This window comes from Streptomyces sp. URMC 124 (genome assembly GCF_051386455.1).
In the GTDB taxonomy this organism is placed as follows: domain Bacteria; phylum Actinomycetota; class Actinomycetes; order Streptomycetales; family Streptomycetaceae; genus Streptomyces.
Window position 1 is genome coordinate 1 of sequence record NZ_JBPQTS010000104.1, and the last position, 13,744, is coordinate 13,744.

The window sequence follows — 13,744 nt, forward strand, 5'->3', positions numbered from 1 at the left end:
CGCCGCCCCCTCCCGCGGCGGCGGCCGGCCGGCGCCACGGCCCACCGGGCGCAAGACCCTGCGGGACCCGTGCCGGGCGCCTCACGTCCCACACCCCCGTACCGCAGCCTTCGTGCCACAGATGGCCGCAACTTCCCTGCCGCAACCCCACTGCTGGAGCCCTCCCATGCCCCCAACCGCACCGGTGACGATGTCGGCGACGCTGGCCGCCGACGAATCCCTCGCCCGCAGACGCCTGGCAGGCCTGCCCGTACTCCCCATGACGAGCGGAGAGATCGGCCTGCCCGTCCACCCCGTCCTGAAGGCCAGGCTCGCCGCGGCCGCCGGCCGCAACGCCTACGGGCCCGTGGCCGGCAGCCCGGAGTTGCGCACCGCCGCCGCCGGCTACTGGGAGCGGCGAGGCCTGGCCACCGACCCCGGCCTCGTCGTGGCCGGGCCGGGGAGCAAACCCCTGCTCTTCGCCCTCCTGCTGGCCGTCGGCGGCGACGTGGTCGTCCCCGTGCCGAGCTGGGTCAGCTACGCGGCGCAGGCCCGGCTCGCCGGCGCCCGCCCCGTGCCCGTCCCCGTCCTGCCGGGCCAGGGAGGCGTGCCCGACCCGGACCGGCTCCGGGAGGCGGTCGCCGAGGCCCGGGCCGCCGGGCGCGACCCGCGGGCCGTCGTCGTGACCGTGCCCGACAACCCCACGGGCACCGTCGCCTCGCCCGGCACCGTACGGCGCCTCGCAGAGGCTGCCCGGGACCTCGACCTGACCGTCATCTCGGACGAGATCTACTGCGACCTCGTCTTCGACGCGGCCACGCCCGCCGTCTCCCCGGCCGTGTTCGCCCCCGAGCGCACCGTGGTCACCACCGGGCTCACCAAGAACCTGGCGGCCGGCGGCTGGCGGATCGGCGTCGCCCGCCTGCCCGACAGCGCCGTCGGGCACACGCTGCACACCCGGCTGACCGGCATCGCCAGCCAGATCTGGTCCAGCGCCGCGGCCCCCGTCCAGGCGGCGGCGGCCTACGCCTTCGGCGAGACCCCCGGAATCGTCGAGCACGTCGCCGCGAGCCGCCGCCTGCACGCCGCCGTGGCACGGGAGGTGGCCGCCCGCTTCGCCGCGGCCGGCGCCGAACTGGCCCCCGTGCGCGCCACCTGCTACCTGTACCCCGACTTCGCACCCCTGCGGGAGCACCTCGCCGAGGCCCACGGGGTGCACACCGGCGCGGACCTCGCCGGGCTCCTCCTCACCCGCTACGGCGTGGGCGTCCTGCCGGGCGAGGCCTTCGGGGAGGAACCGCGGAGCCTGCGCCTGCGCGCGGCCACCAGCCGGCTCTACGGCGACACCGACGAGCAGCGCACCGCGGCCCTCGGCGCCGCCGACCCGGTCGGCCTCCCCTGGATCCGCGCCTCGCTCGACCGCGTCGAGGAGGTCCTGGCCGGCCTCACGGGAGCGCCCGCGGCCCGCCCCCACGACGCCCTGCACGCCTGACCGGCCCCGAACCGGCACACCACACCCCGTAGCCACCGGGCACCCACCCCCTAAGACGTCACAGGAGACCACCATGACCTCCACCGCCTCCACGCCGATCCTCTTCGAGTGCGAGTACCAGGGCGAGCGCTACGCCGGCTTCGCCCAGCCGGTTCCCGGCGAGCCCCTGACCCTCCACCGGGTTACCGAGGGCCAGGTCCGGGATGCCGTCATCGCCACGAGCGGCCCCGGGGAACTCGTCGCCGCCCTCACCGGCGGCGCCGAGTGGATCACGGTGCCCGCCGGGGACCCGCAGTTGCGCTTCCTGCCGCCCCTGCTGCCCACCAGCACCAACAACGCGCTGCTCAGCGGCTTCATGCGTACGCACAAGTCCAAGTTCGACACCGAGCCGGCCGAGGGCGAGGAGTTCATCGCACCCAACTGGTTCTTCAAGGGTTTCGGTTCCTGGCTGCGCATGCCCGGCGAGCCCCTGACCGTCCCCGCCTCCGCGGTCGCCCTGATCGAGGAGCCCGAGGTCGCCCTCGTCTACGTCAACGACGCCGACGGCACCCCGCACTACGCCGGCTACACCTTCGGCAACGACCTGTGCGACATCGGCCTGCACCGCCGCAACCCGGGCTGGAACCCGTACTGCAAGCTCTGCGACACCTCCATGGCCCCCTGGCTCTTCCTCGGCGAGCCGCCCCGGTCGGTGACCGGCCGGGTCACCATCGAGCGGGACGGAGTGGCGGCGTGGGAAGGGAACTTCGACTGCGGTGAGGACTCCCTGTACTTCAAGGTCAAGGACATGACGGACCACCTGTTCGGCTACCCGGCCGTCCGCCGCCCCGGCCTGGTGAACTACGTCCTCCTCGGCGCCGACGAGGCCAGCTTCCACGACGGCTTCCGCATCGCCGACGGCGACCGCATCACCATCGACGTCAAGAGCCACGGCGTCGTCCTGGCGAACACCGTCAGCTTCGGCTGACCGGCACGGACGCGTCACCCCCGGGGGAGAACGGCCCCTCGGGGGCAGCCGTGCGAGAGGGGCCTCCCGGTGCGCGACCCGGTGTGTATGCTCGAACCGTCACACGGGTGTCAGGGGTCAACTCGGCGGACTGCGAGGGCGGATCATGCGGATCGGGGAGCTGTCGGAGCGCACGGGCACGTCGCGTCGGCTGCTGCGTTACTACGAGGAGCAGGGGCTGATCGTCTCCCAGCGCTCCCCGAACGGCTACCGCCACTACGACGAGCGCCTCGTGGACCGCGTCCTGCAGATCAGGGGTCTGCTCGACGCCGGGCTGCCCACCCGCATCATCAAGCAGATCCTCCCGTGCCTCGACCGGCCACGCGTCATCCACTTCCCCGACGCGACGCCGGAGATGCTGTCCACCCTGGAGCTCGAACGCGACCGCATGACCGAGCGCATCGAATGCCTCATCCGCAACAGGGACGCCGTGTCCGCCTACCTCGACACGGTACGCACCACCCGCCGGCCGGAAGCCGTGGCGTGACGCCCGTGACCGCGACGTGGACGGAGGGGGATCCGGGCGTTCTGCGCCTGCCCTCCGGACGCCTGGTCAGGGGGCGTGGGCTGCGCCGGCCCCTGCCCGGCGGCCCGGCGCCCTCCTTCGCCGTGTACCTGCTCGGCAAGCCACCGCCCGAGGTCCCCTGGGAGGCCCGGTGGCTGCCCTGGCCGGACTTCCGGCTGCCCCGCAGCGCCGCGGATGCCCGGGCTGCCTTCCACGAGGCGTGGACGCGATCGGCGGCCGAGCGCGTCGAGATCGCCTGCGGCGGCGGCCGGGGCAGGACCGGCACGGCCCTCGCCTGCATCGCCGTCCTGGACGGGGTCCCCGCCGCCCGCGCCGTGGATTTCGTGCGCCGTCACTACGACCGGCACGCCGTCGAAACCCCCTGGCAGAAGCGCTACGTGCGCCGGTTCGCGGCCTGAGGTCCTGACGGCTCGTACGGTCCGGCGGCAGCACGTACCCAGGTCACCGGGCCGGGCGATCTGAGTACGGCGGCGGATGCCCGCCGGCGGGCGCGGTTCGTAGGGTCCGTCACATGGAGAACACCAGCACCACGTCCGACGCCCCCGCCCCGGCCGACGCCCCGGTCCGCCCCGCCGTCCCCTCGCGGCGCACTGCCGGGCAGTGGCTCTGGTCGGCCGTCGTCGCGGCGGCCGTCCTCGTCACCGGCGTCGTCGCCGGGATCCTGGGTCCGCTGCTCGCCATCGCCTGCGACTCCTGCCAGGACGGCGTGCGCGGCCCGATGCGCTTCGGCGGCGAGTTCGCCCTCGTCTGGGCCGCCGTGCCGGTCGTGACGCTGGGGTCGGTGATCGGCACCTTCCTCCCCCGGGGCGGCGCCCGCGTGGGCGGCTACGGGATCGGGATCCTGGTGTTCCTGGTGGCCATGATGCAGTTGGTCGGCCGGTACACGACCTGACCGGGTCGGTTCATCCCCCGGCCCGGGGCCCGCCCGGAGGGGGAGGCCGGGCTCCGCCCCGCGGCGGAGGCGGATGCTCCCGGCGGCGGACGTGACCGGGCCGGCCCGGGCCCGAGGCTGGAACTCCTGTCGAAAGAGGAGGGACGTCCGGGTGGAACGCTGGGACCGGGCCGGGCGGTGCGCGGCCTACGGGGCGGCGCTGGCGCTGGCACCGTATTTGCTCATCAAGGTCTCGTGGGTGGCCGGTTCGCTTTTGGGCGTGCTGCCGATCGGGGAGGGCTTCAACCTGCCCGGGTGGGTGCTCCTCAACACGGTGACCGTCGGCATGGCGGCGATCGGGATCGCGCTGGCCCTCGCGCTCGTGCGCCCGTGGGGCATGCGCATTCCAGGATGGCTGGTCGCGTTCGTCGCCTGGGCCGGTTCGGGCTTCCTCGTGTCCGTCCTGCCGTACTCCGTGCTGAGCGCGCTGCTGGGTTCTCCGGCCGCCGACGCGCCGGACGGCGGGGGAGACGACCCTTCCATGCCGGGCTGGGAAGCGGTGCTGGTCCAGTGCAGCTTCGTCGGAATGGGACTGGGCCTGGCCGTCGCGCTGCCCGCCTATCTGCGGCGCCGCTGGCCGGAGGCGTTCACCGGGCGGATCGGCGACGGCGCCGGGGTCCGCAACGAGGCCGGGGCACGGGGGGCGGCCGTCGCCGCGCCCTGGGTCGCGGCCGCTGTCGGCCTGGTCTGGCTGTACTGGGCGGCCGGCGGCACCCTCGGCGTCGCCCACCCGTCCGAACGCACCACGGACGGACACCTGCTGACCGGCTTGGGCGCCCTGTGGGCCCTGGCGGGCGCCGCGGCCCTGTGGACCCTCACCCGCGAGCGTCCCGCCCGGCTGCCCCGGTCGCTCCCGTTGGCCCTCGGCTGGCTCGGCTCGGGCTCGCTGTTCGCGTGGAGCGGCTGGAAGCTGCCCGTCACCCTGTTCGTGGCGTTCGCCCACCCGGCCGGTGTGACCCCGCCGGAGGAGCCCGTCGTCGCGGTACTGCTCCACCTCGCCGCCGTCACCGCGGGCGCCGCCATGGTGCGGACGCTCGTGAACACCGCCCGACGGCGGGGACATGACGCGGCGGGGCACCGGTCCGCGGCAGCGGCGGCCCCCGGGTCCGGGCCGTGAAGGGGCCGCCGTTACCGTACTCGGGCGATCTTGAGGCCGACACCGGGCCCGGACCGGAACGGAACGACGAGGAGTCCCATGCACGCGGCAGCCCACGACGAGGCGCACGACGAGTTCTTCCCGCTCGTGCCCGCACCGCAGGACGGCTCCCGCTGGCAGGCGCCCACCGATCTGGAGCAGTACCTGTACAAGGTGAGCCGGGCCGACAACGCCTACGCGTACCTCCGCACACTCGCCATCGAGGGCGTGTACTACCCGGTGCGCCTCGACCACGCCCGGGCCGCGGGCGACGACGAGCACCCCATGCTGACCATCGAGACCCCCGACGGGCACACCGCGGCACAGGTCTACACCTCCGGACTGCTGCCGCGCCCGCACCCGTTCCTCGTCTACGAGTACGCCACCCTCGGCGCGCTCGCGCAGATCGTCCCCGACGGCGTGGACGTCCTCGCCGTCAACGCGGCCACGCCCTGCGAACAGTACTTCCTGATCAGCGACGAGGAGCGGGACGTGTGGCTGGACCTGCACCACGAGCTGTTCTCGCCGGACGCGCTGATGGACCGCGTGGTGACCCGGCGCACCGGAGCCCCCGCCCCCGGACCGCTGCTGCACGGCCTGGCCTGCGGCGCCCACCTGTGCTTCACCAACGGCGACGCCTGGAACACCCCGCACTGGCACGGCATGGGCTACCGCGGCGAGGTCGAGCGGATCGCCGACAGCTGGGGCGTGCATGGCCGCGAGGACTGGCTCTCGATCCAGGAGCGGCTCCTCGGCGAGGAAGTGAGCCCCTGGTACTGGGACTTCGTCCTGGGAGCGCGCTCCGCGCTGGTCCACGCCCGGGGCGGCCGCGTCGATCCGGGAGAGTGGCGCGACACCGTGGAGTCGACGCTGCGCGCCCGCGCCCAGGAGGGCGGGAGCACCACGGACGACGCCGACTTCGCCGGTTTCGTGGCGCACCTGCGCGCCCTGGTGGGCGAGGTCCTGCGCTACGAGGCCCGCTTCCGCGCCGACGGGCTCCTGCCTCCGGACGGCTTCGTGCGCACGATCGCCGCCTGGGACATCGGCCGCGGCTCCAAGATGGCCCGCTGGGGCCTGGGCGCGCGCTACGCCACCGAGGCCGAGACGCACACGGCGATCGAGCGCGCGTCCCGGGCGGCGCAGACCGCCTACGACTCGTGGGAGGAGTTCTCGGCCGGCTACGTCCTGGGTAGGTGCCTGCACTTCGACGACGAGGAGTTCGGCCCCTGGTACACGACGGTCCTCGACGCCCACCGGGCCCTGGTCACCGACCCGGAAAGCCCCTGGCGGACGGTGCCGTTCAAGGGCTGAGGCAGCCGCCTGCTACCGCACCCCGGCCAGGGCCTCCAGCAGCAGCGCCGGAGCGACGCCCCGCGGCAGATCGCTGACCTGCCCGTCCCCGGCCTCCACCACCCGCCACACCCCGTCCTGGCGCAGGGCGAGGTCGGTGGTGACGAATCGGCAGCCCAGGGCCGCGACCAGCGGTGACACCGTGTCGAGTACCGGCTCGGGCCGCAGGGCGGGGCGGTCCGGGTGGGCCGTGACCAGGACAGGGCGCCCGTCCACCCACCACACGCGGGCCTCCCCGGCCTCCGTGAAGCGCTCGAAGGCCCGTACCACCACGCCGCCGGCGAGGAAGTCCTCCTGGAGCGCGACGAAGCGGGCCACCACGGCGGCCAGCCGCTCCGTATCGGCGAGCTCCGGCACGTAACACGCCTCGTGCCACTCGTGCTTGCGGGACTTGACGTAGTCCTTGACGATCGCGGGCCCGCCGCCGAGGGGCGCCGTGAGGGCGGCGAGCTCGTGGGCGCCCGGGGCGTGGCCCGGCCGGGCGGGCAGCCAGACGCTCTGCGGGGTGGCGGGGGCGAGCGTGGCGTACCAGCCCGGCAGCTCGTGCGCACGCCGGTAGGCGTCCGGCGAGGTCAGCAGCGTGACCCCGCGGTCGGCGAGCGCGCCGGCGAGCTCCGCGTACCGCCCGGACGGCACCATCCAGCCCCGGTACCAGGCGGTCCCGGCCCCGTGCGGCACGCCGCGGACCGCGCCGGAGACGTCGCCGGCGAGCAGCGCGTCGTGATCCAGCAGTGCGGTCCGCAGCCCGAGCGCGCGGGCGGCGCGGGCCTCGCCGGCGAAGTGCGGGTCCGTCCGCCGGGGGCCGAGCGGGTCACCACAGAAAACGATCAAGGGGGCCATGCGCGGCACCCTAGCCGCGGTGCCCCCGCCGGCGGCAACCCCGTTCCCGGCGCCCGAGCCCCCGCGGACACCCGGAAGGCCCAGCTTCGCCTGCGCGGCAGGGCCGTCCCGGGAGAGCGTGAGGGTATGGAGACGACGCCGGAGGGGACCGCCCGGCCCGGCGGCAGCCCCGGGCCGCCGCCGCTGGTGCTGGTCGCGGGAGCCACGGGCTACATCGGGGGCCGCCTGGTCCCGGAGCTGCTCCGGGCCGGATACCGGGTGCGCTGCCTGGTGCGCGACCCCCGGCGGCTGCGCGACCAGCCCTGGGCCGACCGCATCGAGGCCGTACGGGGCGACGTCACCCGCCCCGACACCCTCGCCGGCCCCTGCGAGGGCGTCGACGTCCTCTACTACCTGGTGCACGCGCTCGGCACCGGGACGGACTTCGAGGAGACCGACCGCCGGGCGGCCCTCGCGGTCGGCCGCGCGGCGAAGACGGCCGGCGTGGGCCGGATCGTCTACCTCGGCGGGCTCGCCCCGCGCCAGGTGGCCGAACGCGAACTCTCGCCCCACCTGCGCTCCCGCGCCGAAGTAGGACGGATCCTGCGGAACAGCGGCGTGCCCACGGCCCAGCTGCGGGCCGCCGTCATCATCGGCTCCGGCTCCGCCTCCTTCGAGATGCTGCGCTACCTCACCGAACGGCTGCCCGTGATGGTCACCCCCAGCTGGGTGGCCACCCGCATCCAGCCCATCGCCGTCCGGGACGTCCTGCGCTGCCTCCTCGCCGCCGCCCGGCTCCCGCCGGACGTCAACCGCGGCTTCGACATCGGCGGCCCGGACGTGCTGACCTACCGGCAGATGATGATGCGCTACGCCGCCGTGGCCCGCCTGCCGCGCCGCCTCATCCTGCCCGTACCCGCCCTGACCCCCCGTCTGTCCAGCCTCTGGGTCGGCCTCGTCACCCCGGTGCCCGCCTCGATCGCCCGACCACTGGTGGAGTCGCTGCGCCACGAGGTCGTCTGCCGCGAGAACGACTTCGCCCGCTACGCCCCGGCCCCGCCCGAGGGGGCGATCGGCTTCAACGAAGCAGTCCGCCTCGCCCTCGCACGGGTGCGCGACACGGACGTGGCCACGCACTGGTCCTCCGCCTCCTCGCCCGGCGCCCCCAGCGACCCGCTGCCCTCGGACCCGGAGTGGTCGGGCGGCACGCTCTACGAGGACCGCCGCGAGGCGCACATCGAGGCCCCGGCCCGCGAGCTGTGGCGCGTGGTGGAGGGCATCGGCGGCGAGAACGGCTGGTACTCCTTCCCCCTGGCCTGGTCCCTGCGCGGCCTGCTCGACCGGCTGGTCGGCGGAGTGGGCCTGCGCCGCGGCCGGCGCGACCCGCACGCGCTGCGCCTCGGTGACTCGCTGGACTTCTGGCGCGTGGAGGAGATCGACCGCGGCCACGTCCTGCGGCTGCGCGCGGAGATGCGGCTGCCCGGCCGCGCCTGGCTGGAGCTCTGCGTCACCCCCGACGGGCCGTCGCGCTCCACGTACCGGCAGCGGGCCCTCTTCCGGCCCCACGGGCTGGCCGGACACGCCTACTGGTGGAGCGTGGCCCCCTTCCACGCGGTCGTCTTCGGAGGGATGGCGCGCAACATCACGCGGCGCGCCCTGGAGGAGGCGGCCCGCCCCGGGCTGGAGTGAGGAGGCCGGGGACCGGCCAGGGGCCGGCGGGCGTGCCGGTCACGGCTGACCGGGGCGGTCGTCGATGACGATGACCGTCCGCTCCCGCGCCGCCTCACCGGCCCTCGCCCCCGCTCCCGATTCCGGGCTTCGGCGGGCGTCCGGACCGACGGTGTCCACGACCTCGGCAATGCGCTCGTAGAACTTCGTGGCCAGGGCGCAGTCGCCGGGATCGCCGCCGGGACCCTGCTGCCTGACGGCGTGCAACGCGGTGAGGATCGCCATCAGACTGCGGCCGGACACGATGACGCTCGCCTGGCCGTCCTCCCCGGCGGTGACCTCGCCGGGCACCCTGAAGTGGGCGTTCCGCGCGGCCTGCTCCACGATGTACGCCCAGGTGTCGCGGTGACACACCAGCTCCGCGGCGCCGATGCCCGCGGCACTCTCCAGCCGCGCCTCCAGCGTCCTCTCACCGGCCTCCGCGCCCGCGCCCGCACCCTCGTCGGAGGGAGGAACGGGCAGGGGCTCCGGCGCCCGTACGGCCTCGCGCCGCTCGGAGGGCCCTTCGGCGCGCTCCCGGCAGGCGGCCCGCAGTTCGTGCCGCAGCGCTTCGTTCTCCCGGCGCGTCTCCGCGACGTCCTCGCGCACCTCGGTCAGCGCGCGCCGCAGATCGCGCAGCTCTTCGTGCAGCTCGCCCAGCCTGCCGCCCAGGCCGCCGCCGAGCTCGTGACGCAGCCCGTCGTTCTGCCCGCGCAGCTCCTGAAACCCATCCCGGAGCGCGTGGTCCATATCGCGCTGCAAGGAGGCCATGGCCTCTCCGAGCTTCCTCAGCTCGTCATCCGGCGGCTTCCCCCACCCGAACATGCGGCCCCCCCCGTTCCTGCGGTCAGTCCGGTGACCGGAACCGTTCAAGGATCCCGGCCCCTTCGTGGAGGAGGAGCGGAGTCCGTCCGGGGTGGCTCGTTCCCGCTCACGGCCGTCCGGAACGGCCCGGTTGCACCGGACCGGCCGGGCGTCACCGAGAATGCGGGGATGCGCGCGATACCTGACCAACCCTTCCTCGAAGCCGGCCGGCCGTACTGGAGTGCGGTGAGCCCCGACGGGGCCTGGCTGGTCACCCCGGCCTCCGGGACGGGGCCGGGCGGCGGGCCGCGGGTGGCGGTCTACCGCACGAGCGACCTCTCGCTGGCCGACCTCGTGGAGGTCGGCCACCCGGTGGAGGCCTTCGCCTTCCACCCGGTCCTCCCGCTGCTCGCCGTCGCCACCGAGCGGGGCGAGGACCACGACCGCGTGGGCGGCTTGTTCCTCTACGAGCCGCAATCCCGGCGCCGCGCCTCCTTCCCCGTCACGGGGGTGGGCGTGGCGGCGCTGCGCTGGCTCGACGAGCGCAGGCTCCGGGTGACCTTCTCCGTACCCGACCTCCGCTACGAGCGGGACGGCGAGGACGCCCTCGCGCAGTGCGTCGTCGAGCGCGACGCGTGGCTGGGCGCCGAGGACGGAGAGATCGACCTCGGGGCGCGGCAGGAGGTGGCGCGCGAGGAGATGGACTGGGGCCCGCCGCTGCCGCCCGGATACCGGCCCGGCGAACGCCTCGTCGCCCTGGCCGCCGAGGCGGGGCGGACGTGGACGCCCCGCACCGACGTCATGGCCGTGGAGGCGCTGCGCGACGGCCGGGTGCTCTGCTGCCCGCTCAACAGCAGCCTGCTGGAGTGCTGGTCCTCCGAGGGCTCCTTGCTGTGGGCCGTGCCCGGGCCCGAGGACGCCTTCCAGCGTTCCGGCTGCCAGGTGTACGTGGCGCCGGACGACCGCACGGCGTGGGTCACCGTGATCGCCGGCACCAGCGACGACCGGAAGACGCTTCTGCGGCGGGTCGACCTCGCGGACGGCGCGGTCCTCGCCGAGCACCGTCTCGACTTCCCGGCCCGGCTCGCCGCGCGGGCCGACGGCGCGTGGGCGGCCCGGGACTCGCGCGACCTGTTCCCGCCGGCCAGGTGGCCACCCTCCGAAACACCCGTGTTCACGCCCACGGGGCGCCGGCTGGCCACGGTGGCGCTGGGGGAGTGCGACGCGTCGTTCGCGTTCGGCATCCGCCGCTGCCCGCACCTGCTCTTCCTGCAGGGCACCGACGACGACGGGCCGCGCCCGGAGAAGTGGGTGGTCGAGGCCTCGCCGAGGGGCGTCGAGCGCTTGTTCCCGCTGCGGTGGGAGGAGTGCCCGGACGGCCCGGTGGGCGGCGGGCCCGGGGTGTACGTCAGGGACGGCCTGGGACCCGGGCTCGTCCACGTCGCCGCTACCGCCCGAGGACCGTTCCTGCTCCGCCGCGCGTTTCCCGGCGGCGAGGTGGTGTGGGCGCACCGCATGGACGCGGAGGTCACGGCGGTGGACGCCGTCGGCGGGCTCCTCCTCGCGGTGACCGGCGCGAAGGAGCTGCTGACCGTGCGGCCGGCCGACGGCGCGGTGACACGCCGCCGGCCGACCGCCGTGGGCGGACACGCCCTCACGCCCAGGAGCCTGAGCGCCGCACCGGGCGGGGACGTGTTCATCGGCACGGCCGAAGGACGGATCCTCGTGCTCGGACGGCAGGAAGCCACGGACGGGCTCTGAGCGCCTGCCCCCCTGGAGCCCGGGTCCGCTACTGGATGTTCAGCCTGATGGGGTGGGCCGGATCCGCCGGGCAGGTGAAGACGCGGAGCTCGCCGTGGCGCCCCACGCTGACGTCCGGGCCGTCGTGGCTGCTGTCCACGGTCAGGAACAGCCGCATGCGGGCGCCGCAGGAGCAGTCGATGGACATGAGGTCGGTGAGGTGCCAGCTGGGCCAGCCGCCGGCCTTCCAGCCCGGGCGGCAGGCCAGCTCACGGTGGTACTCCACGCCGTGGGCCTCCGCCCAGCGGTCGCCCTCGGCGTGGAGGTCTTCGGGGAGCTCGTCCTGGTCGGGAAGGTCGGTGACCTCCACCGGGTCGAGGACGCAGGGCCGGGGAAGGTAGCAGTCGTCGGCCCGGTCCGGACGCGGCGGGTCGAGCACGGTCCCCACCGGGGACGACGAGCGGTACCGCAGGGTGACCATGGGTCCCCAGTAGCGCGGCTGGCCCGGAGGGTCGCTGTGCTCGGTCGGGCACCACAGCATCTGCAGGACGTCCGCACCGTCCGGCCAGGGGGCGGCCGCGGGAGCGTCCCGCGCGTACAACTGCAGGACGGGCACCATCGGCACGCCCGGGCCGGAGGAGTCCTGCACCCAGCGCATCCGTTCCCACGTGATCATGTCGAGCGCCGAGGCGCCCGCCATGATCTGCTGCTGGACCCGGGCCTCCTCCTCGGTGACCTCGTACGCCCGGCCGGGGCGCCGCCGCTCCTTCATGGCCCGGTCGATCCGCTGCCAGGTCTCGCGCTCGTCGTCCGTCAGCTTCTCGCGCACCTGCACCGCGTGCGGTGCCCGGCACAGGGGCCACGGCTCGTCCTCGGGCCAGAGCAGGGGCCCGCCGACGGAGCTGTCCCGGACGCCGGGAGCGCCCTCGGACGGCCTCAGCAGCGTCGCCGTACGGGCGTGGGCCGCGAAGGCGGGCACCTCGGCTATCAGGGACTCGGCGGATGCGGGCAAGACGTACCTCTTTCGTGGAACTCCGGGCAGGCCCACGATCATGCCGGAAGGGTCTGACATCCGAGCGCCCGGCACCCGGAACCCGAGGCCCGGTACGCGGCACCCGGCTTCCCCGGGCCCGCGGCGGTGCCCGGAGCCCGCGTCAGAACCCGCCGCCGCTACTGCTGTCGGAGCTCGATCCGCTGTCGCTGCTGCTGCCCCCGGAGTCGCCGGAGCCGCCCGAGTCCGAACTGCCGGAGTCCGAGCCGCCACCGCCCCGGTCCCGAGCCGCTGTCGAGCGCGCCGATGACGTCGGACATCCACGACGTGGAGTCCGTGGGGTCCGAGCCGACGCCGCACTGGGTGAGCAGGTCGCAGAGGGGCGCGTCGTGCAGCGCGCCGGCGCCGTCGAGCGCGAGGGCCAAGGCCACCCCACCGCCCGCCGCGGCCGCCGACGCCGTCACAGCGGTCGGGTACGGCGAGCGGGGGCGCCGGGCCTTGTGGACGCGCTGGGCATCTCGCACCATGTGCCGGCCGTCAGCCGTGGCGGGCGCCGGGCCGGGCAGCACGTTGTCGCTGACCGCCCGGCACGCGAAGCCGGCGAGGGCCAGCAGGAAGGCGACGGTCATGCCGTGACGGTGCGCGGAGAACCCGGCTTCGGACACGGACGTGTCGAAGGAGAACACCAGCATGACGATCGCCAGGGCCGCCAGCCACGGATACACCTTGGCGCACAGGCGTAGCAGCAGGTGCCCGACGCGGAGCCGCCGTCAGTCCTCGGGACCGTAGGCCAGGCCGCGCTCGGTGAGCGAGGCGCCGATCGCCACGGTCTCCTGATGGCCGATCAGCCGCTTGCGCAGGTCGCGCAGGGCCACCGGTGCCCCGCTGCGCCCGGCCTCCGCGCACTCGGTGGTGATCGCCCGCTCGACGGGGGTGCGCGGCCGGGCCCCGGGGGCGAGGAAGAGGTGCCCTTGCCGGTCGATGTGCAGCAGCCCGTCCTGCTGCATGGTCAGCAGCGCGGTGTCGGCGGTCCGCGCGGCGCCTCCCTGGAGCCAGGCGATCTCGAGCACGTCACGCGGAGCGCCGCCGGCGGCCGGCTGTCTTCCCCACCACGTCTCGGTGGTCACGGGCGGGAGCTCCGGGCCGGGGGCGGGTGCCCGCCGGGCCCGGCGGGCGCGGGCTTGCATCAGCAAGCCGTAGGCCGCGCCCAGGACGGCGAGGGCGTAGCCGGGTATGAGGATGAAGTACCCGAAGGGCATGGTGG

14 protein-coding genes are annotated in these 13,744 nt (G+C 75.0%); 9 read left to right on the forward strand and 5 right to left on the reverse strand.

Annotated elements, in window-relative coordinates:
• Positions 1-166: 166 nt before the first annotated feature.
• The 7 genes from ACSNOG_RS21165 (at position 167) to ACSNOG_RS21195 (ending at position 6,380) form a co-directional block, all read left to right on the forward strand.
• Positions 167-1,471, forward strand: a complete 1,305-nt coding sequence (locus tag ACSNOG_RS21165; RefSeq protein WP_436754249.1) for a pyridoxal phosphate-dependent aminotransferase — start codon at positions 167-169, stop codon at positions 1,469-1,471.
• A 73-nt stretch (positions 1,472-1,544) separates the two neighbouring features.
• On the forward strand, positions 1,545-2,438 hold the full coding sequence (locus ACSNOG_RS21170) for a fumarylacetoacetate (FAA) hydrolase (protein WP_436754250.1): 894 nt from the start codon (positions 1,545-1,547) through the stop codon (positions 2,436-2,438).
• 145 nt (positions 2,439-2,583) lie between these two features.
• A complete protein-coding gene (locus ACSNOG_RS21175) occupies positions 2,584-2,964 on the forward strand; it encodes a MerR family transcriptional regulator (protein ID WP_436754251.1) in 381 nt (126 codons plus the stop codon).
• A gap of 5 nt (positions 2,965-2,969) precedes the next feature.
• Positions 2,970-3,401, forward strand: coding sequence for a protein-tyrosine phosphatase family protein (locus tag ACSNOG_RS21180; protein WP_436754271.1), 432 nt, complete (start codon positions 2,970-2,972; stop codon positions 3,399-3,401).
• A 113-nt stretch (positions 3,402-3,514) separates the two neighbouring features.
• On the forward strand, positions 3,515-3,895 hold the full coding sequence (locus ACSNOG_RS21185; protein WP_436754252.1) for a hypothetical protein: 381 nt from the start codon (positions 3,515-3,517) through the stop codon (positions 3,893-3,895).
• 151 nt (positions 3,896-4,046) lie between these two features.
• A complete protein-coding gene (locus tag ACSNOG_RS21190) occupies positions 4,047-5,051 on the forward strand; it encodes a hypothetical protein (RefSeq protein ID WP_436754253.1) in 1,005 nt (334 codons plus the stop codon).
• Between the two features lie 78 nt (positions 5,052-5,129).
• The gene (locus ACSNOG_RS21195) at positions 5,130-6,380 is read left to right on the forward strand and encodes a DUF1266 domain-containing protein (protein WP_436754254.1); all 1,251 of its coding nucleotides are present in this window, start codon (positions 5,130-5,132) and stop codon (positions 6,378-6,380) included.
• 12 nt (positions 6,381-6,392) lie between these two features.
• Here the strand turns inward: ACSNOG_RS21195 and ACSNOG_RS21200 are convergent, their stop codons facing one another.
• Positions 6,393-7,259 (reverse strand): ATP-grasp domain-containing protein, encoded by an 867-nt coding sequence (locus ACSNOG_RS21200; RefSeq protein WP_436754255.1) that lies wholly within the window; start codon positions 7,257-7,259, stop codon positions 6,393-6,395.
• A gap of 126 nt (positions 7,260-7,385) precedes the next feature.
• Between ACSNOG_RS21200 and ACSNOG_RS21205 the strand changes: the two genes are divergently transcribed.
• Complete coding sequence (locus ACSNOG_RS21205; RefSeq protein ID WP_436754256.1) at positions 7,386-8,927, forward strand: SDR family oxidoreductase; 1,542 nt, start codon at positions 7,386-7,388, stop codon at positions 8,925-8,927.
• 39 nt (positions 8,928-8,966) lie between these two features.
• Here ACSNOG_RS21205 and ACSNOG_RS21210 read toward each other — a convergent pair whose 3' ends face one another.
• Positions 8,967-9,716 (reverse strand): hypothetical protein, encoded by a 750-nt coding sequence (locus ACSNOG_RS21210; protein ID WP_436754257.1) that lies wholly within the window; start codon positions 9,714-9,716, stop codon positions 8,967-8,969.
• Positions 9,717-9,938: 222 nt separating this feature from the next.
• Here ACSNOG_RS21210 and ACSNOG_RS21215 point away from each other — a divergent pair, with 222 nt between their 5' ends.
• Positions 9,939-11,510 carry a hypothetical protein gene (locus ACSNOG_RS21215; protein ID WP_436754258.1) on the forward strand — a complete coding sequence of 524 codons (1,572 nt, stop codon included), beginning with the start codon at positions 9,939-9,941 and terminating at the stop codon, positions 11,508-11,510.
• A 28-nt stretch (positions 11,511-11,538) separates the two neighbouring features.
• Here ACSNOG_RS21215 and ACSNOG_RS21220 read toward each other — a convergent pair whose 3' ends face one another.
• From ACSNOG_RS21220 to ACSNOG_RS21230, 3 genes are all read right to left on the reverse strand, one after another.
• The gene (locus ACSNOG_RS21220) at positions 11,539-12,501 is read right to left on the reverse strand and encodes a hypothetical protein (protein ID WP_436754259.1); all 963 of its coding nucleotides are present in this window, start codon (positions 12,499-12,501) and stop codon (positions 11,539-11,541) included.
• 158 nt (positions 12,502-12,659) lie between these two features.
• Positions 12,660-13,205, reverse strand: a complete 546-nt coding sequence (locus ACSNOG_RS21225) for a hypothetical protein (RefSeq protein ID WP_436754260.1) — start codon at positions 13,203-13,205, stop codon at positions 12,660-12,662.
• 45 nt (positions 13,206-13,250) lie between these two features.
• Positions 13,251-13,739: a TIGR04222 domain-containing membrane protein gene (locus tag ACSNOG_RS21230; RefSeq protein ID WP_436754261.1), complete on the reverse strand. Its 489-nt coding sequence runs from the start codon at positions 13,737-13,739 to the stop codon at positions 13,251-13,253.
• Positions 13,740-13,744 lie beyond the last annotated feature (5 nt).